This is a genomic window from Arachidicoccus ginsenosidivorans (assembly GCF_007971385.1).
Classification (GTDB): Bacteria; Bacteroidota; Bacteroidia; order Chitinophagales; family Chitinophagaceae; genus Arachidicoccus; species Arachidicoccus ginsenosidivorans.
In genome coordinates, this window is record NZ_CP042434.1 from 3,680,518 (window position 1) to 3,700,124 (window position 19,607).

The following is a 19,607-nucleotide window of genomic DNA, read 5'->3' on the forward strand; positions in this document are numbered from 1 at the left end:
TTAATCAGAAATAATATGAAAAAATATTTACTACTATTACTGGGTGCAGGTTATGGTCTGGCTTTACAGGCCCAACCCGAAAGATGGCAACAAAAAGTGAAATACACCATTGATGCAAATCTGGATGTCAACACCAATATAGTCAATGGAAAGGAAAAAATTACTTATTGGAATAATGCGCCTGATACATTAAATCGTTTATTCATCCACCTTTACTGGAATGCTTTTCAGCCTGGCTCCATGATGGATGTTCGCAGCAGAGAATTAGGGAAAATTATTCTGGGGAAAAATCGCAAAGGAGAGGCTGTACAGGACTGGGACCCTCGTGTTCGAGACAGAATCTCTAAATTAAGTAGTTCTCAAATTGGTTATCAGCATGTTAAGTCTTTGAGAATCGACGGCGTTGAACAAAAGCTTATCCCCCATGAGACTATTTTGGAAGTAGATTTGAAAAAGCCCATTTTGCCTCATACGTCCACAGACCTGGCCATTGAATTTGAAGCGCAGGTTCCAGAACAAATCAGAAGAAGTGGTCGTGACAACGTGGAGGGCGTTCGCTACAGCATGAGTCAATGGTATCCTAAGATCGTAGAATATGATTATCAGGGCTGGAATGCGAACCCTTATATCGCCAGGGAATTTTATGGCGTATGGGGAAGTTATGATGTAAATATAACCCTGGATAAAAACTATTTGGTTGCCGCAACTGGGACCGTTCAAAATCCAGATGAAGTAGGCTTTGGTTATGGCAAATCTGAAGGCGTACCTCAAAAGGCTGGGGATAAAACAACCTGGCATTTTAAGGCAGACAGTGTGCATGACTTTGTGTGGGCTGCTGATAATCAATACAAATTAATCAAAAGGCAAATAGAAGATGGTCCATTGTTTTATTTTGTTTATAAACGAAAATCAGCTGACGATGACACAAAATGGAATTTATTAGCTGACTCTGTTGCTTATGTGTATCCGTATATCGCAAGAACATTTGGTGCTTATCCATACCACAATTATTCATTTATCCAAGGAGGAGACGGCGGAATGGAATATCCAATGGCTACCCTGATTAAGGGACCAAGCCTAGGAACGGCACTCCATGAATTTGGGCACAATTGGTACCAGGGAATACTTGGAAGTAATGAGAGCCTGTATCCCTGGATGGATGAAGGAGGGGCAACATATTTCCAAACCCGTATTTTTGGGTGGTTACATCATGACAGTACTTGGTATAAAGCAAGTTACAGGTCCTACTATTACCTGGCTAAAAGCGGTTTAGAAGAACCGATGAGCACGCATGCAGATCATTATAATACCAATTTTGCCTATGGGGCTGCGGCTTATGGAAAAGGCGCTGTTTTTTATGACCAATTGGCCTATATAATTGGTAAAAAAAATATGGATGCTTTCTTACTTCGCTATTTTAATACCTGGGGCTTTAAGCATCCTAATGCCAATGATATGATCCGGGTGGCTGAGAAAGTCAGTGGGCTGGAGTTAGAATGGTATAAAAATTACTGGGTATATTCAACGAAAACCATCGATTATGCCATTGATAAAGTATCCTCCGTTCAAAATCATGGAGTAGTCGAGCTAGTCCGCAAAGGAGATATGCCCATGCCACTAGATGTCCTTGTTACCTATAAAGATGGTAAACAGGAAATGTATAATATCCCCTTAGGGATGATGTATGGGCACAAGCCAGCTGATAATAACTATTATCCCTGGATTTTTGCACCTGAATGGAGATGGACTAGCCCAACCTATCAATTAGAGCTTTCCAGACCAAATACTGATATTAAGTCCATAGAAATTGACCCTCATGGCTTGATGGCGGATGTGGATAGGCTAAATAATACGCTGAATTAACTTTCAAAGCCTTCAATAAAATGGAAAATCCCGTGGAGATGATTACTTCACGGGATTTTTTGTAGCTGATTTGCGTAACTGCTTGAAAATGTGCTAAGAATAAATCTTTCAAAAGTTGTTTGGATTGTTTAAAAATATTTAATTTTGCTCTGTATAAACCCAACAAACAACATGACTAGAATTAGACTAACTGGGGACATGCGGCAATAGGGCAAAATTATTAAATGGCGCTCATTGCCAGGATTTTCCTTATTTATAGGGCCTGATGGATTGTGTAACAGTAACAAGCTGAATGGAGGTGTCTTTTAAACTCCAAAAAGTGTTGCTGTGAACAGTTATGTCATGCGCTAGTGTCACTGCTTAGGCTGAACTAATGCTTTTTAAAAAACTTTTATGTGTAAGAAATGGTGTAGAGGAGCAATGGCATTATTGATATTATTGACGCTATTGGGAATGTTAAATGGCGTCAATGCGCAGAAATACAATAATGAATGGATAGTCAATGGCAAGAGCTATTTTAAATTCAAAATAGCTACTGATGGGCTTTATCGTATTACTGGTAGTAGCCTAACAGAAGCAGGCCTTTCTGGCGCTACAGGCAGCAATTTACAACTTTGGCGAAATGGTGTTCAGGTACCAATTTATGTCAGTGTAACTGGTGCTTTAGGCACCGGGGATTATATTGAATTCTGGGGAGAACATAATGACGGTGGCGTAGATACAGCTCTATATAAAAAACCTGAAGATCAGCTTAATAAAGCAAAAAGCTTTGAGGGGGATAGTGCGTCCTATTTTTTGACCATCAACACGAATTCTAGTCAAAATCTAAGAATAAAAAAAGGAGTAAATACAGCAGCTACTGATGCAGCGAGCATGACTCCATTGCCCTATTTTTATTATACTGTCCAGAAAGGACTGGGTACAACATTTAATGCAGGAGCTGCATCCGTTTATGGAACGTCTTATGTGTATATGTCAGATTATAAAGGTAAATGTTTTGGTATAGTGCTAAATGGTTCAAAAAGCACAACCACGACCTTCTCGGATTTATACGGATATACCGCTGACGCTGCCATTAAAGGAGAGATTAAAGTTGGTATTGCTGGAGCTTCGAATCAGGGAAATAACCGTTTCATTACGATACAAGGAACAGATGGCGCAAACACTGTTGCTCCATTGGGGGATTTTGAATCAAAAGTTATTAAAATTAAGAAAGCGGAAATAGGAAGCAGTTATAAGGTAACAATAACCAATGGTTCGGGTAATACTACCGACAAGGTGAATGCTAGTTTTGTTGAATTACATTATCCCCGTATTTTTAATTTTGGAGGAGCTGGTTCTTTTAGTTTTGACCTAGGAGCAAGTACTAGTCCCCGTTTATTGAACATTGCCAATTTTGCAGCGAATGGCAGTACGCCAATCTTATATAATTTAACTACTGGTATACGCTATCAAGCAGAACAGAATGGTTCAAATTATCAATTTGTGCTGCCGGCAATGGATTCGAGCCATTTTGCTTTAGTTGGCCAGGCAAGTAACAGTTATACATCTATTGGGAGTACTGCTATAACAAAAAGATCTTTTCCGGACTTAACTAGTTCAGATCAACAGGGAGATTATCTTATAATTTCCAATAAGGCATTATATGGTGATGGCGATTATGTAACCCAATACGCAAGCTATAGAAAGTCTCCCGAAGGTGGAAATTATAATGTCCATATTTATAATATTGACGATCTTGAAGATATGTTTGCCTTTGGTGTTCATTCTAGTCCCCTAAGTATCATTAATTTCCTGAAATTTGCTCGTCATGACTTTACAACAGCACCCAAATTTGTGTTTTTGATAGGGCGCGGACTAACCTTTAATAATCTACAAGGAGCAAATGAGTCAGATCCACTATATCAAGCACAAAATTTAATTCCAACATTTGGCTGGCCTGCATCCGACGTTATGTTGACTTCAGAAAATAAAGAACCCATTGCCGCTACAGCAATTGGAAGGTTATCTGCTGTAAAGCCGGTGGAAATAAAAAATTATCTGGATAAAGTTAAGGTGTATGAGGCTGCTCAGAAAAGCGATGATCATACTATAGAAAATAATAGCTGGAAGAAGAATGTGGTATTTATTTCTGGTGGGATAAATTCGTCGGAAGAAAATCTATTTGGAAGTTATCTGGGCAATTATCAAACAATATTAAAGGATAGTTTGTATGGCGCAAATGAGTTTCGTTTAAGGAAAGTTACTGCGGATCAAGTGTTCGACGAGTCTGAAATAAGCTTGAAGAATTTGTTTGCGAGCGGTTTGGGATTGATTAGTTATTTTGGGCATGGTGCAAGTACTACAATTGCTTATGGAGAATTAAATGATCCTTCGGTATTTAACAACAATAACAAATATCCATTACTCTTTACAAGTGGTTGTGATGTAGGCGATTGCTTTAGTTATATGGCTGGAAGAATGACAACCATTAACAATATTACTGAAAGGTATTTATTTACGAAAGATAAGGGGAGCGTTGGGTTTGTTGCAGAAACCTATCTAGGAGTGACTTCTTATTTAGATTCTTATAATAAGATTCTTTATAAGAATATTAGTTTAAATAATTATGGAATTCCTATAGCTATAAGTATGAAAAATAGTCAAAATGGAATGATTAATTTGGCAAATCTTAAACAAATGGATTCTATTTCAAGCTATGCACATGCTGAGCAAACCAATTTTTTGGAGATCCTTCTATTTCCCTTTATAACTTTCCCAAACCGGATTTTATTGTTGAAGATAATAAGGTGACAATACCAAGTTCCGTCTCGATCACGTCTGAAAAGTTTTCCGTTAAGGCTTATTTATATAACATTGGACGTGCGATAGGGGATTCTGTTTTAGTTTCTGTTAAGCATAAATTCCCAAGTGGTAGTATTGAAACTTTGTTAGAAAAGAGAATCGCTGCTGTCAGAAGTCTTGATTCTATTGGTTTAGATGTTACAATAGATGCTAATAAAGCAGTAGGGAATAACGAGATTATTGTATCTATAGATGGGGATAATAGATATGATGAGTTAAGTGAAACTAATAATTCTATAACAAAAAATATTTATATTTATGCAAACGGAATAACACCAGTCTATCCTTATAAGTATTCTATCATACGCAATCCTAATGTTACTCTTGTTGGGTCAACATCCGATGCCTTAGCTGCTGAAAGTAACTATATAATGGAATTGGATACAACAGAATTGTTTAATTCATCGTCGTTGGTTACCAAAACAGTTAAATCAATCGGGGGGCGATAAGCTTTGATCCCGGTATTACTTTTAAAGATAGTACTGTTTATTACTGGCGTGTAAGTCCTGTTCCTGGAACAGGTGAGGATTATCGTTGGGCAAATAGTAGTTTTCAGTATATAGCAAGTAAAGGAATTGATAAATTGAACGGTATTGGCCAAAGTCATTATTGGCAACACGTCCAGTCTACTATGGCTGGTATTGGAATTGATAGTGTAAGTAGGCAGTGGCGTTTTAATGAATTATTACATTCATTTTTGATAGCCCACGGTGTTTATGGGTCTGGTATACCTACTGGCTGGAGCAATTTTGCTATTCGTCAAGATGGCGCGCTGATCTCCAGTTTCCAATGCACAACATTGGGTAATTCTTTGATGTTTAATGTATTTACGCCTGATGGAATACAGCCGTATATAAATGAATCTACCCCAAGCCCAGTACAAAATGTGCCCAATACTAGTATAGGCGGATTCATGGGATCTAAGGCATCATGTGGGAATCATCCCTACTCGTTTGATGTTGATCCTATAAATTATCCCAATACGAATAAGTATAATTTTCAGTTTACGTATAAAACAGCTGCTGATAGGGATAATATTGCAAAATTTATGGATTGGATTCCTGATGGCTCTTATGTTATTGTAAGACTATTTGTGGTTTCGCCTTATACTTCTATACCTTTTGTAGATACATGGAAGAGTGATGCAAGCGGGGTAAATAATCTGTACCAGAAGTTTATTGGTCAAGGCTTATCAGCCATCGATGATTTTACTAGTGCGAAAGCAGGCTTGTTTATATATAAAAAATCAGATAACAGCTTTACACCTTATCAGCAATTAACAGCGGATTATTTGGAACAGATACAGGTTTCAACCAGTTTGGTTGGTAAGGATTCCATCGGTTATGTAACTTCTCCCAAATTTGGTCCAGCCAAAAGTTGGAGTTCCATTCAGTGGAATGGCAAAAGTGAGGAATCTACTAGTACAGATCATGCGAGCGTAGATGTAATTGGTATAACCGCTAGTGGATCAACCTCAGTATTACGTACACTAAGTTCAACTGAACAAAATGTAGATATCTCTTCCATAGATGCGGCTACTTATCCGTATTTGCAGTTAAAATTAAGGAATGTCGACAGTGTAAATTATACGCCTTACCAGTTAAGATACTGGCATATAATGTACACTCCTGTCCCTGAAGGTGCCCTGGCAGGTAATCTCGGCTTGCAAATGCATGATACCTTGAACCTTGGAGATGATTATCATTTTGCCATCGCATTTAAAAATGTAAGCGATCAGGTTTATAGTGATTCCATTAAGGCTACAGTAACTGTCAAGGATACCAGTAATAATGTATTTACCATTCCTGTAAGCCGTTTAAAACCACTTGCCCCAGGTGATACCGCAATGCTTGGCTTTACGATTCCTGGATATTATACAGTCTTCAATAAAGATAACCCTACTTTTAGTCCATTATCTGTAGGCACTTCTAATCTTGCGGGTGGCAATTTACTGAGTGTCTCTCTTAATCCGGATAACAACCCATTAGAGCAAACGCTGGAGAATAATAGTCTGGCGCAACGTTTCTTTGTAAAATCTGCTCCTGTTCCGGTTGATTTTGGTAAATTTTCGGCCAGTTTAATGCCAGATTATACAGTGCACCTCTCATGGCATGTGTTGACTGCGATCAACAGCGATTACTATATCATCCAGAGAAGTTCGGATGGCAAAACCTTTAAAGAGGTTTCAAGGCAAAATAGCCTGGGAGATGGGACCAATGATTGGCTTATAGTGCATTGGATAATATTGCTTCATTAGCAGGTCAACCGTCCACGGTATTCTACCGTATTGTAGGAGTGGATAAAGCAGGGTATAGCTATTACAGTATCATTGCAACAGTGCATCCTGTCTGGAACAATTGGTCGTTTAGCGTAGCGCCCAATCCGATTACCCAGGATAAATTGCAAATATTGTTATCCTCCAAAGAAATAACACCTATTAAGGTAACATTAATGGATTTGACAGGCAGAGTAATATTACAACAAAACATAACACCAGGCAGCGCTGGTAAGATTACTGTAAATACACCGCATCTGGCAGCTGGCATGTATTTGGTACAAGTGCTCCAAGGGATCATAAAGCCGACGCTAAAGTAATTCGTAAATAAAAAGAATGGATTACAGGAAACAATATATGACAATTGGAAAATATTAGTGATTGAGATATCCACTAATGTAGAAGGCCCTTTAGTTTTGCAATTAACTAAGGGCCTTCGCTTTGTAAAGTACAGTAAAAGAGTGTTTTACGGTTTTTCTGATTCTTATTTTTTTCGATAAAAAAGCTTTAGATTTCTCCGCTATTATTATAATACCATCTTCTCAAATAAATCCTGAAAAGCCTTTTTGGGGTCCATTGCCCTACCAGGGTGTATTCTGGAGCTTTGGATGATGGTACTTCTGATAGCAGTCAACCATCTAAATCTGGAGGCCGGATCAAGTTTTGACACCGGATGTTCAGATTTTTCCCCTCTGGCAATCGCCACAAAAGAGTTCAAATGGGCAGTAATTTCTTTTGTATTGATCTCATTTACCGCAAGACAATGAATGCGCTCAAGATTTAAATGATATTTGCAGTCCAGGTAGCCGGTCGCCTTACAATATACAATAACCCCACATTAATAAATTCCTCTCTATCAACACGGGCACCAGCCTGATTGTGGCATATTCATATAAGTGCAGCTCTTGCATCAATGGCTGTTTTTAAAAAGATTTCAGAATGTTGTATCCGGTACCAGATAAAATCAAAGTAAATATCTTTTACCTGTTCAGGCGAATAAGCCGGATCATAGTCCTGAAGCCATTCATCAGGTATCAGCTGGATGATTTCCCAGAGTTTTTCTGCGGTAATCAGTTTTTTGCAGAACTCGTCTGCTTTCTCTAGCTGTGAGGCCTGTGGCAATAAAATATGATCCTTGATCATCGCAAATGGACTTTTTTTGCTCGTCTCATGCCCGGTCCAGTTATGATGAAAATAAAGGGCTGCTCCGTGATCGATCAACCATAATTCACCCCGCCATGTCAACATATTGGCATTTCTGGCGGTGCGGTCCATATTTGTGATCAGGGCATCCAGCCATACAAGCCTGGAGGCGGTCTGGGGATCCACTTTAGTCACAGCCGGATCATAGGTAATGGCGCCACTCAAATAATGCAACGCCAGATTCTCACCGATGCTGGCTTTCAGTAGGTCCTGTATCTCTTCATCAGGCTCGGTCCTGCCAAAGCTGCTATCCAGGTTGGCAAAGACAATTTCCGGTACCTTAAAGCCCAGCACACGCGCTAGTTCGCCACCGATCAACTCGGCGACCAGAGCCTTAATGCCCTGGCCGGCTCCACGGAATTTCACGACATAACTAAAACCGTCGTCCGCCTCAGCGATGGCAGGCAGTGACCCGCCTTCCTTTAATGGCGTGACATAACGCGTGACTTGCACGCTTCTGATTTCTATCATAAGTATTTAAATATGAAGGCTCCTATTTCAGGCATATATATACATATACATGTCCCTTTTAATGGACTTTGCCATTAAGGCCTATACGTCCAGGTCTTTAATAATGCCCTCTATTTTTTCGTTTAGTGCTGCTAATTTAGCGTCAAAATCTTCTTTTGAAGCCAGCTCGGTCTGAACACTAAAGTAAAATTTAATTTTAGGTTCAGTGCCTGAAGGGCGGGCAGAGATTTTTGAACCGTCTGCCAGAATAAACTGCAGTACGTTACTCTTAGGTAATTCTATATCCCAACTTTCACCTGTTTTCAGGTTTTTGCCTTTTTGCAATTGATAATCCAGTAACTGTACTACTTCAGAATTGTTCAAAGATTTAGGTGGATTATCCCTGAAAGCTTGCATCATTTCTGCGATTTCTTCCTGTCCTCGCATGCCTTTTCGGGTAATACTTTTAAGCTTTTCATAGAACAACCCGTATTCAATATACAGCTCAATGAGTTTATCATATAAGGTCTTGCCCTGATTTTTTTCATAAGCGGCCATTTCAGAGAGTAAAGCGACAGCAGAGACTGCGTCCTTATCACGTACCTGGTCGCCAATCATCAGACCAAAGGATTCTTCTCCTCCAATGATATAATGTTCTTTGCCGGCTTTTTCGCGGATCATTTCAGCGATCCATTTAAAACCAGTCAGTACATTATAACAATGCACATGATTATCTGCAGCGATCTTATCGATCATATCTGTCGTAACAATGGTTTTTACCACCATATCCTCCGGACGGGCAATTTTTTTGGCTCTTCTGGCCTCCATAACATAGGTAAAAGCAAGTACGGCTGTTTGATTCCCGTTCATCAGCACCCAATCGCCTTTGTGATTTTTAATACCGATACCCACTCTGTCCGCATCAGGATCGGTGCCCAAAAGTATATCTGCATCCAGTTCTTTGGCTAGTTTAAGCCCCAGACTCATAGCTTCAGCCTCTTCCGGATTGGGATACACGACAGTTGGAAAATTACCATCCGGTGTTTTTTGTTCCGCTACGATATGAACATTTTCAAAACCAAAGGTTTTTAAAACATCGGGTACTAACTTAATACCACTTCCATGAATTGGCGTATAAACGATCTTTAAATCTTTTTGACTACTGATGGCATCTGGATAAACACTAAGTCCCTTTACCATCTGGATATAAGCTTCATCTACTTTGCCGGCGATGATCTCAATTAAGTTTTCCCCGCCAGTGAACTTAACATCTCCAATATTTTGATCTTGGCCACCTCATCCATGACATTTACATCATGAGGAGGGACCAGTTGTGCGCCATCATCCCAATAGGCCTTATAACCGTTATATTCTTTGGGGTTATGTGAGGCGGTACAAACAACGCCTCCCTGACAACCTAAATACCGGATGGCAAAGGACAGTTCCGGCGTCGGACGCAGGTCATCAAATAAAAATACTTTGATCCCATTGGCCGCAAAAACACCGGCGGCGGTTTCAGCAAAAAAACGGCTGTTGTTGCGCGGGTCATGCGCAATGGCGACCTTGATCTCCTTTCCGGCAAAGGACTGATTCAGATAATTGGCAAAACCCTGGGTAGCCATGCCTACTGTGTATTTATTCATGCGGTTGGTACCCACACCCATAATGCCCCTAAGGCCACCCGTACCAAATTCCAGATCCTTATAAAAGGCTTCAGTCAGATCGGTCGGATCCTCTTTTTGTAATCTTCTGATCTCGGCTTTGGTCTGATCGTCATAATTACCATTTAGCCAGCTGTCAATTTTAGCCTGGACCTGCTGCGCTACTTGCTGCGATGCATCTTTTTGCGTATTTTCTGCCATGGTTGTTTCTTATTAATATGTTTTAAAAGGTATTCGAATGTTTGTTTGTTTTAAAAATGCTGGTCTGACCCGCCAATATAATTAAGTCCTTTTTCAGCTTGTTTCATTCGGGCCTGAAAAGAAAGATTAAGCGCAAGCGAACACAAAATATGTTTAATTTCCATGCATCACGCTTTTTCTGTTTATGTACTGCTGCTTATCTACTTCTACTTTTTAGCCTTCTTCGCTTTATTTACCAATCGTATCAAAAATAACACCTGTTATTTCACCATCCTGGATCTCTACCCGGATATGATCCTCACCAGTAGTTGCCAAACTAAGACCAATATAATCAGGTTTAATTGGGAATTGCCGGTGCATACGCTCAATCATAACAAGTGTTTGTATGCGCCGTGGCCGGTAGGCTAGCAAGGGTTTGGTGGCATAGAGTAAAGTCTTGCCAGAGTTGCTGACATCATCAATAATAATTACACTCTTGTCATTAAAATCCTGACTAGCAGAAAGGGTGACCTCGTCAGGATTTATTTTGTCCAGACTGACTGTCAGTATTTGTATGTCACTATCAATATACTGTTTTAGAAAACCTTTTAATTGATGGGCCATGGCTGTTCCGTTTTGCGCCACACCAATCAATATGAGTTGCTGGTTTTCATCACTTAAATTTTCAGCAATCTGAAGCGCCATCCGGTGTAATTTTTCCCGGGCGGAGCTTTTGCTTAATATTGAATCTTTTGCCATAATAATACGTATAAATAAATGACCTTGAATGTTATTTTTAAAGGTCGGCTTTTTTCTTGATTGTTTAGAGGCCTAAAATTATGGATATATCGGTTATAATCTGCTATAACATTCATAAATATGGTTATCTTAGCGCATCAACTCGAAAATGTATGCATATTGTGTCTCAATTTTTGTTTGTAGTGTTGTTTACGGTGGCCATATGGCAGTTTACAAAAAAATGCAGACAAATAAAAAGAAATATTAATCTGGGTCGAGATAAAAAGATAACGGACCATAAATCAGCACGTATTAAAAATGTCCTGTTACTGGCACTCGGGCAAAAGAAAATGTTCCGCAATCCCCTAGTAGCGATACTGCATTTATTCGTCTATGTCGGCTTTATTATTATCAATATAGAGATCCTGGAAATTATCCTGGACGGCCTTTTAGGCTATCACCGCTTATTTGCCGGCATTGGCGGTCTGTATGTCTTTTTGATTAATGCCTTTGAGGTCCTGGCACTCCTAGTACTGATCGGTTGTGCCATTTTCCTTATCCGCAGAAACCTGGTTAAAGTAAAAAGACTAGTGTCCACTGATCTTAATGGATGGCCACATGACGACGCCAATTATATCCTGATTGCAGAGATTACCCTGATGTCCCTTTTTTTGATCATGAATTGCTGTGACACGATCCTGGCTGCAAGAGGGTTGGCGAGTATGTCAACACCCCGGCTACCCATTTTCTGATCTCAGGAGGCTTGCACGGGATATTTAATGGGATGAATAGCAGTACCTTAATTGCAATTGAGCGGACAGCCTGGTGGTTGCATATTATTGGTATTTTGGCATTTATGAACTATTTACCTTATTCTAAGCACTTACATATTATCCTGGCCTTCCCTAATGCCTATTATGCCAACCTGGAGCCCATGGGCGAGATGGAAAATATGGCCGATATCCAGCGGGAAGTCTTAATGGCCATGGAACCAGAAAGTGCAGCCGCGGCTGCGCCCTTACCTGAGGGCCAAGAGCCAGCAGCTCCGGCACCATTTGGGGCTAAAGATATTTTTGATCTGAACTGGAAGAACCTGATGGATGCCTATAGCTGCACAGAATGCGGCCGTTGTACGGCGGCATGCCCTGCGTCCAGCACAGGCAAGGCCCTGAGTCCCAGGCTGATTATGATGAAAACCCGGGACAGGGTAGAGGAAGTAGGTAAAAATATTCAAAAAAATAAGGCCTTTGAGCCAGACGGCAAAAGCCTGCTATATGATTATATAACGGTCGAAGAATTGAACGCTTGTACTACCTGTAATGCGTGTGTGCAGGAGTGTCCGGTCAGTATTTCACCACTGGATATCATATTGCAAATGCGCCGTTTCCTGGTGATGGAAGAAAGCAAAGCCCCGGCTGAGTGGAACTCCATGTTCCAAAATATTGAAAACAACTTTGCGCCCTGGCAGTTTTCTCCCGATGATAGAGACAAATGGATGGCGGAAGCTTAAGCGACCAGGAAAAACAAAGGCAGTCATTACTATAAGGGTACAGGAAGATAATAAATCAAACAATATTTTTCGATTTTATACAATATTGTATGTGGTACCTGTAACCTTTAAACCCGCGCATAGCAATTATGGAGATTTACAGTATAGATACGGATTTATTTAAACTGGACGGAGGGGCCATGTTTGGCGTTGTGCCCAAGGTACTTTGGGAAAAAGTCCTGCCAGCCGATGAGCGGAATATGTGCGATCTGGCGATGCGGTTACTTTTGATTAAGGAAGGCAACCGCTTGATTTTGATAGACACTGGTATTGGTAATAAGCAGGATGAAAAGTTTTTTAGCAGATATGAGCTGCATGGACCAGATAATCTGGACCGTTCCCTGGAAAAAAGAGGATATAAGAGAGAAGACATTACGGATGTATTTTTGACCCACTTGCATTTTGATCATGTAGGCGGCGCTATCATTAAAGATGCCAAGACAGGTAATTTTAAACCTGCATTTCCCAATGCAATTTATTGGTCCAATAAACTCCACTGGGAGTGGGCGGTAACGCCTAATGCCCGGGAAAAGGCCTCGTTTTTATCCGAGAATTTATTGCCACTTGAAAAAAGTGGCAAACTAAAGTTTCTGCCGACGATGACTATAGCTGAGCAGGATAACTTATGGGATCCCGACTATTTATGGAGTGATGGGTTGTTGCCTTTCACGCAGCATATCAGTTATCAGGTGGTGGGTGGACATACCCGGGGGATGATGGTACCTTATATAAAGATAGGGGATAGGACATTGGTCTATGTCACTGATCTGATACCAACCATCGGACATTTCCCATTACCTTATATTGCCAGTTTTGATGTATTTCCCTTACTTGCTATGGCGGAAAAAGAGGCGTTTTTGAAAAAAGCCATCGAGGAGCAATATATAATATATTTTGAACATGATGCTGTAAATCAGTGTTGTACCGTTAAAATTAATGAAAAAGGCAAGGTGGTTCCCCATGAAATCTTTACTTTGGATGCGTTTATAAGTCATAAATAAGGAAAATCGCACCCTGATAAGTGCATTTAGCAAACCTTTAAGCCCTGAGAAGATTATGATGATGACAAGAAAGTACAACCTCTTTACACTCGCCACAAGCCTGGTGTTTCTATGTTTTTCAAGCTGTTCCAGGGGGACCGTTCCCGGAAGGATTGACCGGCTCAAAGCAGAGCGGGACATGGCTATGAGTGGCGGGGCCAGCGCTGAAGGGAGCCGAAACAAACCGGTCGAACTGGGCAAAAAATCAAAAAAATCCAAAAGCAAGTCCAAACACGCAAAGACGGCCAGGGATAAGGCGAGTAGTGACCGTAATACGGTCGCAAAACTACCCCAACCTGTTAAAGCAGATCCTTATTATGTGGATACGGCTTTTGCCAATCAGACTTATGATAAACTATCGAGAGATTATGCCGATACCATAATGGCAAAACCTGCTCAAAATATTAAAGACGTTAATTATACGGAAGCCTTTGTAGGTACAACGAATTTTAATTTGCGCAAACCACAGTATGTGATCATTCATCATACTTCTCAAAATTCCCTCAAACAAACGGTACGCACCTTTACCATGGAGCGAACACAGGTCAGTGCGCATTATGTAATCAGCCGGGATGGCAAAGTCCAGCATATGCTCAATGATTATCTGAGGGCCTGGCAGGCCGGGAAAGGGAAATGGAATAATATTGAAGATATGAACTCCTGCTCTATTGGTATTGAGCTGGATAACAATGGAATAGAGCCGTTTACGGATAAACAGATTGATGCTTTGATAAGTGTTTTGCAGGCGCTCAAAGAGCGCTTTGGCATTCCACAGTCCAATTTTATCGGGCATGGCGATTATGCGCCTGTGCGAAAAAATGACCCGAATGTACATTTTCCATGGGCTAAACTAGCCGCAAGAGGTTTTGGTTATTGGTATGGTGATACCACAGGTGTACAGGTGCCCAAGGAATTTAATGAGTATCTGGCCTTGCGTATTATTGGCTATGATGTTTCCGATGTCAGTAAGGCCATTATTGCCTTCAGACGGCATTTTTGTGGTGTGGAATCCACGGCCAAAGTTTTATCTCCAGAGGAACGTAAAGTGCTCTATAAGCTGTATACCAAGTATCTTTGAGTCCAGTTTTAACCGGTACTTTGACCATGCCTTTGCCGCGTCTCAAATTGCAGGAGAAGCTTTTGGTTGTAAAGCTGGTCGTAAAGCTTTTATAAAACGCTTAGTGGTATCCGTGGTATTAACAGAAGTAAATCGCCGCAAAAAGGCTGGATGTTAAACAGAAAATAGAGGTAATGAACGCTTTAGGTGACTATATGTTAGACCGGCAGTTAGACGGGGATTTTCTCTTGGTAGGGTTATAGCAGCAGGCATCGGGCCATCGCTTCGGGGGTAATAACTTGTTAAGGTGCTTGTTAATCGGCCCGTTGGTTAGGTAAAAATTGGGGATTGCCCTTATTTTTGACAGGCTTATTTTTAGGGGCTGTATTATAATAGGTAGGCGGCATTTTAATAGATAATAAGAAATTAGCAGGCAGTCTGTGATGGCTTATTATTTATCAGCGGCCTAGGTGGTAGCTAGAAAATGATAGGAATTATTTAAGCGATCTTAAAAAAAGTAAGCGAAGAACCTTAATGCGTATGGCAATTCCCCGTGCATTATGGTTCTATTCTGACTGAATATATTTATGGCGAAAATTAAAAAAGCCTTTTTTTGTAATAATTGTGGCTATGAAAGCCCCAAATGGCTGGGTAAATGTCCCAGTTGTAGTAGTTGGAATACGTTTGTGGAAGAAGTAATCCAGACAGGCGCCCAGCCGTCTCAAGCTACATGGGGAGATTACCACCCGGCGCCAGATAGCGCAAATGGTGAGGTCGGTACGGGCATTACACCCAAAAATCGCCAAACGCGTATTGTCACATTAGATCAGATTCAGACCCAAAAAGAAGTTCGGATACAGACCAGCGATCCGGAAATTAACCGGGTGCTTGGTGGTGGGATCGTGCCGGGGTCCATTGTACTGGTTGCCGGCGAACCAGGTATTGGTAAAAGTACCTTGTTTTTGCAGGCGGGTCTGGCCTTGCAAAAACACCGCGTTTTATATATCAGCGGTGAAGAGAGCGAGCAGCAGATTAAAATGCGGGCTGCCCGTATTGATGCGAGCAATGATCAGTTTTACTTACTTACAGAAACAGTGACCCAGGAGATTTTTAAGGAAATCCGTAAATTAAGACCCCAGGTACTGATTGTAGATTCCATACAGACATTGCAATCCAATATTATAGAATCCTCACCGGGCTCCGTCTCGCAGATCAGAGAATGCGCCGCTGAGTTTCAAAGGTTTGCTAAAGAGACCGGTACGCCGGTGTTTTTAATCGGGCATATCACCAAGGACGGCAGTATTGCAGGGCCCAAGATTCTGGAGCACATGGTCGATACGGTGCTGCAGTTTGAAGGAGACAGGCATTATGCCTACCGGATACTTAGAACCTTAAAGAACCGGTTTGGCTCAACGGCTGAGCTGGGCATCTATGAAATGACCTCCACAGGTATGCGGGCAGTCAGTAATCCATCAGAGATTTTAATTACCCAGAAGACAGAGGAGTTAAGTGGCAGTGCCATTGCCGCCAGCATGGAAGGCATGCGCCCTTTGCTGATGGAGGTGCAGGCACTGGTTACCCAAAGCGTTTACGGCACCCCACAAAGAACGGTAAGCGGTTTTGATCTGAGAAGATTACAACTCTTACTGGCTGTTTTGGAAAAAAGAGGTGGATTTTTATTCGGAATGAAAGATGTTTTTATCAATATTGCCGGTGGTCTAAAGGTTGAAGACTCTTCCATTGACCTGGCGGTGATCTCTGCCTTGCTGTCTTCCTACGAAGATAAGCCCCTGCCGCCTACCATCTGTTTTGCCGGCGAGGTTGGCCTCAATGGGGAAATCCGGGCGGTCAACCGGATTGAGCAACGGGTGGCCGAGGCCGAGAAACTTGGATTTGATCAGATTATTGTCTCTAAATATAATAAGAAGGGATTTGCGGCCGAGGCAAAAGGCATTAAGGTGACGGCACTGGGTAAGGTAGAAGAGCTTTACGATCTGCTATTTAGAGATTAATCGAATAAAATTAAAAACTTATAGTATTTTAGCCTCCTCATTATACAAAACTTTAAAATTTATTCATGCAAAACAACCAAACCGTGCAGAAAACACAATGGGGCCAGTTCGGGACCCTGATCATTGTTTTCTTTTTCTGGGGCTTTGTGGCCGCCAGTAATGATATCCTGATTCCTGTGTTTAAAGAGAATCTGCACCTCTCACAGGCCTACAGTCAGCTGGTTTCCTTCGCTTTTTATTTTGCCTATACCGTAGGCTCAATCATTTTTATGATTGTCAGCGAAACCAGAAAAAGAGACTTGTTACAGGATATGGGCTATAAAAATGGGATTTCTATCGGGCTGATTATCTCAGCTGCTGGTACCCTGCTATTTTTCCCAGCAGCACAGACCTCTTCTTTTTTACTGTTTATCTCTGGCCTGTTTATCGTAGGGCTGGGTTTTGCATTGCAACAAATTGCCGCCAACCCACTGGCGGTCATTATGGGCGATCCTAAAACGGGTTCCCAACGTTTGAGTCTGGCAGGTGGTATCAATAACTTTGGTACGACGATCGGGCCATTGATTGTTAGTTTTGCGATTTTTGGTTCTGTAACAGGTGATCATTCCCACGCTTCGATCAGCAGTATCAAAATCCCTTATCTGGTACTGGGCGCTGCCTTTATTCTGGTAGCCATTATCTTTAAATTTTCCAAAGTCCCCAATAAGATCAATCTAGAGGCGATCGCTGAGGAAGAAGCGCTAGATGACAATAAAGTATTACACAGATCCAGCGTATTTAAATACCCTCAATTAGTTTTGGGTATGATTGCGCTGTTTTTGTATGTAGGGGTGGAGGTATCCACAGCGTCCAATCTGCCTGAGTTCATGAAAGAGCATTTAGGAACCGCCACTGAAAATATCGCCCCTTTTGTTTCCCTTTATTGGGCGAGCCTTATGATTGGTCGTTGGACGGGTTCTATCGGCGCTTTTGATATTTCTCAAGGCGCTAAAGGTGTGCTAAGAGTACTGATGCCTTATATTGCCTTTGGGGTATTTTTGCTGGTCAATAAGATCGCCCAGCATGACGTAACACCTTTTTATATTTATGTAATCATCATCCTTGGGTTGATTATCTGTGATTTCCTGAGTAAAGGTAATCCGGCCAGACAATTACTGATTTTTGCTTTTATGGGTATTACTGCGCTGCTCATCGGTATTTTCTCTGATGGCATGGTGAGTGTTTATGCCTTTATCAGTGTCGGGCTTTTCTGCTCCACTTTATGGCCTTGTATCTTTACCCTGGCGATTGCAGGCCTTGGTAAATATACCAATAAAGGCTCTAGTTTGTTGATTATGATGATCATGGGGGGCGGTGTGATGAGTCTTTTCCAAGGATTCTTAGCCTCTCCTAAACTACTTGGCATTCAATTCAGCTATTTTATTCCAGTTTGTTGTTTCGCTTATCTGGCCTTTTATGCCTGGAGAGTTAAAAAAATATTAGCAAGTCAGGGTATCGATTATGACGTAAAAGTCAGCGGCGGGCATTAACTTTGCACGGAATCTGAATTTACGCTATTTAAACTCGTAAATTATAAAAAGCAATCATCGTAAATACAACTATGTTATCTATTCCTATTTCACAGCAAATGGCCATTGGTATTGATATCGGTGGTACCAACACGGTATTTGGCATCGTAGACCACCGGGGCGAGATCGCCTACCGGGGGGCTATTTCAACAAAAAAACATGAAAATGTCGACGAATATATAGATGAGCTGTATCAAGCCATCATGCCGGCGCTTAATCAGTTCGGCAGCGATAAACTGGTGCGCGGCATTGGTATCGGAGCGCCAAACGGCAACTATTATAACGGAAATATAGAATATGCACCCAATCTGCCCTGGAAAGGCAAGATACCCCTGGCATCGCTTGTTCAGCAGAAGTTTAATTTGCCTTCTGCCTTGACCAATGATGCCAATGCAGCCGCTGTGGGCGAGATGACCTATGGCGCAGCCAAAGGCATGAAAGATTTTATCATGATCACTTTGGGTACAGGTGTAGGTAGTGGGATTGTCGTTAACGGAGAAATGGTTTATGGTCATGACGGATTTGCCGGTGAATTAGGCCATACCATCATTATTCCGGGTGGACGTAAACACTGGTCTACTGGCGCGGAAGGGTCCTTGGAAACCTATGCTTCCGCTACCGGTGTCATGCTAACCGCCATAGAGCTGCTGAATAAATATCCCGATAAGCCTAGTATCCTGCGTCATTACGAGGAAAATGAGATTGACAGTCGCCTGGTATATGACTGTGCGATCCAGGGCGATGATATCGCCCGGGACACCTATACCTTCACAGGAGAGATCTTAGGCAAGGCACTGGCTAATTTTGTGATGTTCTCCTCTCCAGAAGCCATTATTTTGTTTGGTGGTCTTTGTAAGGCAGGGTCTTTGATTTTCCAGCCAGCTAAGCGTGTAATGGAAGAAAATCTGTTGCCGATCTACAAAAACAAAGTGCAGATCATTCCAAGCGAGCTAAAAGAGTCAGATGCGGCCATTTTAGGTGCCAGTGCGCTCGTTTGGGAACTTAAATAATCAAAATCACCTGGGAAAATGGTAGCATAACGCTTCATTAACATTTCAGGGGATTCATTAACGACGCCTGTAGCGCAATTTGAATAAATTCGCTGACAGGCGTTTGTTATATTAATTATTAGCTACGCCATTACTAATCAGTTTAAAGAAAGCGATT

17 protein-coding genes are annotated in these 19,607 nt (G+C 41.4%); 12 read left to right on the forward strand and 5 right to left on the reverse strand.

Annotated elements, in window-relative coordinates:
- Positions 1 to 15 precede the first annotated feature (15 nt).
- The 5 genes from FSB73_RS14725 (at position 16) to FSB73_RS14745 (ending at position 7,302) form a co-directional block, all read left to right on the forward strand.
- Positions 16 to 1,863 (forward strand): M1 family metallopeptidase, encoded by a 1,848-nt coding sequence (locus FSB73_RS14725; RefSeq protein WP_146783741.1) that lies wholly within the window; start codon positions 16 to 18, stop codon positions 1,861 to 1,863.
- Positions 1,864 to 2,256: 393 nt separating this feature from the next.
- Positions 2,257 to 4,656: a putative type IX secretion system sortase PorU2 gene (gene porU2 / locus FSB73_RS14730; protein WP_146783744.1), complete on the forward strand. Its 2,400-nt coding sequence runs from the start codon at positions 2,257 to 2,259 to the stop codon at positions 4,654 to 4,656.
- A complete protein-coding gene (locus FSB73_RS14735) occupies positions 4,653 to 5,156 on the forward strand; it encodes a hypothetical protein (RefSeq protein ID WP_158639568.1) in 504 nt (167 codons plus the stop codon). The genes porU2 and FSB73_RS14735 overlap by 4 nt, the downstream gene beginning before the upstream one ends.
- Positions 5,157 to 5,290: 134 nt before the next feature.
- Positions 5,291 to 6,964: a hypothetical protein gene (locus tag FSB73_RS14740; protein ID WP_146783749.1), complete on the forward strand. Its 1,674-nt coding sequence runs from the start codon at positions 5,291 to 5,293 to the stop codon at positions 6,962 to 6,964.
- On the forward strand, positions 6,928 to 7,302 hold the full coding sequence (locus tag FSB73_RS14745; protein WP_146783752.1) for a T9SS type A sorting domain-containing protein: 375 nt from the start codon (positions 6,928 to 6,930) through the stop codon (positions 7,300 to 7,302). The genes FSB73_RS14740 and FSB73_RS14745 overlap by 37 nt, the downstream gene beginning before the upstream one ends.
- Before the next feature lie 206 nt (positions 7,303 to 7,508).
- Here the strand turns inward: FSB73_RS14745 and FSB73_RS14750 are convergent, their stop codons facing one another.
- The 5 genes from FSB73_RS14750 to FSB73_RS14765 form a co-directional block, all read right to left on the reverse strand.
- Positions 7,509 to 7,811 (reverse strand): DUF3037 domain-containing protein, encoded by a 303-nt coding sequence (locus tag FSB73_RS14750; protein WP_146783755.1) that lies wholly within the window; start codon positions 7,809 to 7,811, stop codon positions 7,509 to 7,511.
- A gap of 59 nt (positions 7,812 to 7,870) precedes the next feature.
- Positions 7,871 to 8,656 carry a HipA family kinase gene (locus FSB73_RS14755; protein ID WP_146783758.1) on the reverse strand — a complete coding sequence of 262 codons (786 nt, stop codon included), beginning with the start codon at positions 8,654 to 8,656 and terminating at the stop codon, positions 7,871 to 7,873.
- Between the two features lie 81 nt (positions 8,657 to 8,737).
- Positions 8,738 to 9,835, reverse strand: a complete 1,098-nt coding sequence (locus FSB73_RS25185) for a phospho-sugar mutase (protein ID WP_225974045.1) — start codon at positions 9,833 to 9,835, stop codon at positions 8,738 to 8,740.
- Between the two features lie 41 nt (positions 9,836 to 9,876).
- Positions 9,877 to 10,497 (reverse strand): phosphohexomutase domain-containing protein, encoded by a 621-nt coding sequence (locus FSB73_RS25190; protein ID WP_225974046.1) that lies wholly within the window; start codon positions 10,495 to 10,497, stop codon positions 9,877 to 9,879.
- Positions 10,498 to 10,725: 228 nt separating this feature from the next.
- Entirely contained in the window at positions 10,726 to 11,235 is a 510-nt protein-coding gene (locus FSB73_RS14765; RefSeq protein ID WP_146783761.1) for a phosphoribosyltransferase family protein, read from the reverse strand.
- Positions 11,236 to 11,396: 161 nt separating this feature from the next.
- Here FSB73_RS14765 and FSB73_RS25195 point away from each other — a divergent pair, with 161 nt between their 5' ends.
- The 7 genes from FSB73_RS25195 (at position 11,397) to FSB73_RS14795 (ending at position 19,450) form a co-directional block, all read left to right on the forward strand.
- Complete coding sequence (locus FSB73_RS25195; protein WP_225974047.1) at positions 11,397 to 11,966, forward strand: hypothetical protein; 570 nt, start codon at positions 11,397 to 11,399, stop codon at positions 11,964 to 11,966.
- A 32-nt stretch (positions 11,967 to 11,998) separates the two neighbouring features.
- Positions 11,999 to 12,724 (forward strand): (Fe-S)-binding protein, encoded by a 726-nt coding sequence (locus tag FSB73_RS25200; RefSeq protein ID WP_225974048.1) that lies wholly within the window; start codon positions 11,999 to 12,001, stop codon positions 12,722 to 12,724.
- A 128-nt stretch (positions 12,725 to 12,852) separates the two neighbouring features.
- Entirely contained in the window at positions 12,853 to 13,764 is a 912-nt protein-coding gene (locus FSB73_RS14775; RefSeq protein WP_146783764.1) for an MBL fold metallo-hydrolase, read from the forward strand.
- A 55-nt stretch (positions 13,765 to 13,819) separates the two neighbouring features.
- The gene (locus FSB73_RS14780) at positions 13,820 to 14,881 is read left to right on the forward strand and encodes an N-acetylmuramoyl-L-alanine amidase (RefSeq protein WP_225974049.1); all 1,062 of its coding nucleotides are present in this window, start codon (positions 13,820 to 13,822) and stop codon (positions 14,879 to 14,881) included.
- Positions 14,882 to 15,447: 566 nt separating this feature from the next.
- A complete protein-coding gene (gene radA, locus FSB73_RS14785) occupies positions 15,448 to 16,872 on the forward strand; it encodes a DNA repair protein RadA (protein ID WP_146783767.1) in 1,425 nt (474 codons plus the stop codon).
- 65 nt (positions 16,873 to 16,937) lie between these two features.
- Positions 16,938 to 18,401: an MFS transporter gene (locus FSB73_RS14790; RefSeq protein WP_146783770.1), complete on the forward strand. Its 1,464-nt coding sequence runs from the start codon at positions 16,938 to 16,940 to the stop codon at positions 18,399 to 18,401.
- A 71-nt stretch (positions 18,402 to 18,472) separates the two neighbouring features.
- Positions 18,473 to 19,450, forward strand: coding sequence for an ROK family protein (locus FSB73_RS14795; protein ID WP_146783773.1), 978 nt, complete (start codon positions 18,473 to 18,475; stop codon positions 19,448 to 19,450).
- Positions 19,451 to 19,607 lie beyond the last annotated feature (157 nt).

Bases quoted from the DNA above. Each gene is read 5' to 3' on its own strand.
- FSB73_RS14780 (WP_225974049.1), top strand. From the start codon at position 13,820: ATGATGATGACAAGAAAGTACAACCTCTTTACACTCGCCACAAGCCTG.
- FSB73_RS14795 (WP_146783773.1), top strand. From the start codon at position 18,473: ATGTTATCTATTCCTATTTCACAGCAAATGGCCATTGGTATTGATATC.
- radA (WP_146783767.1), top strand. From the start codon at position 15,448: ATGGCGAAAATTAAAAAAGCCTTTTTTTGTAATAATTGTGGCTATGAA.
- FSB73_RS14765 (WP_146783761.1), bottom strand. From the start codon at position 11,235: ATGGCAAAAGATTCAATATTAAGCAAAAGCTCCGCCCGGGAAAAATTA.
- FSB73_RS25200 (WP_225974048.1), top strand. From the start codon at position 11,999: ATGAATAGCAGTACCTTAATTGCAATTGAGCGGACAGCCTGGTGGTTG.
- FSB73_RS14775 (WP_146783764.1), top strand. From the start codon at position 12,853: ATGGAGATTTACAGTATAGATACGGATTTATTTAAACTGGACGGAGGG.
- FSB73_RS14725 (WP_146783741.1), top strand. From the start codon at position 16: ATGAAAAAATATTTACTACTATTACTGGGTGCAGGTTATGGTCTGGCT.
- FSB73_RS14790 (WP_146783770.1), top strand. From the start codon at position 16,938: ATGCAAAACAACCAAACCGTGCAGAAAACACAATGGGGCCAGTTCGGG.
- FSB73_RS25190 (WP_225974046.1), bottom strand. From the start codon at position 10,497: ATGGCAGAAAATACGCAAAAAGATGCATCGCAGCAAGTAGCGCAGCAG.
- porU2 (WP_146783744.1), top strand. From the start codon at position 2,257: ATGTGTAAGAAATGGTGTAGAGGAGCAATGGCATTATTGATATTATTG.
- FSB73_RS14755 (WP_146783758.1), bottom strand. From the start codon at position 8,656: ATGATAGAAATCAGAAGCGTGCAAGTCACGCGTTATGTCACGCCATTA.
- FSB73_RS25185 (WP_225974045.1), bottom strand. From the start codon at position 9,835: ATGGTAAAGGGACTTAGTGTTTATCCAGATGCCATCAGTAGTCAAAAA.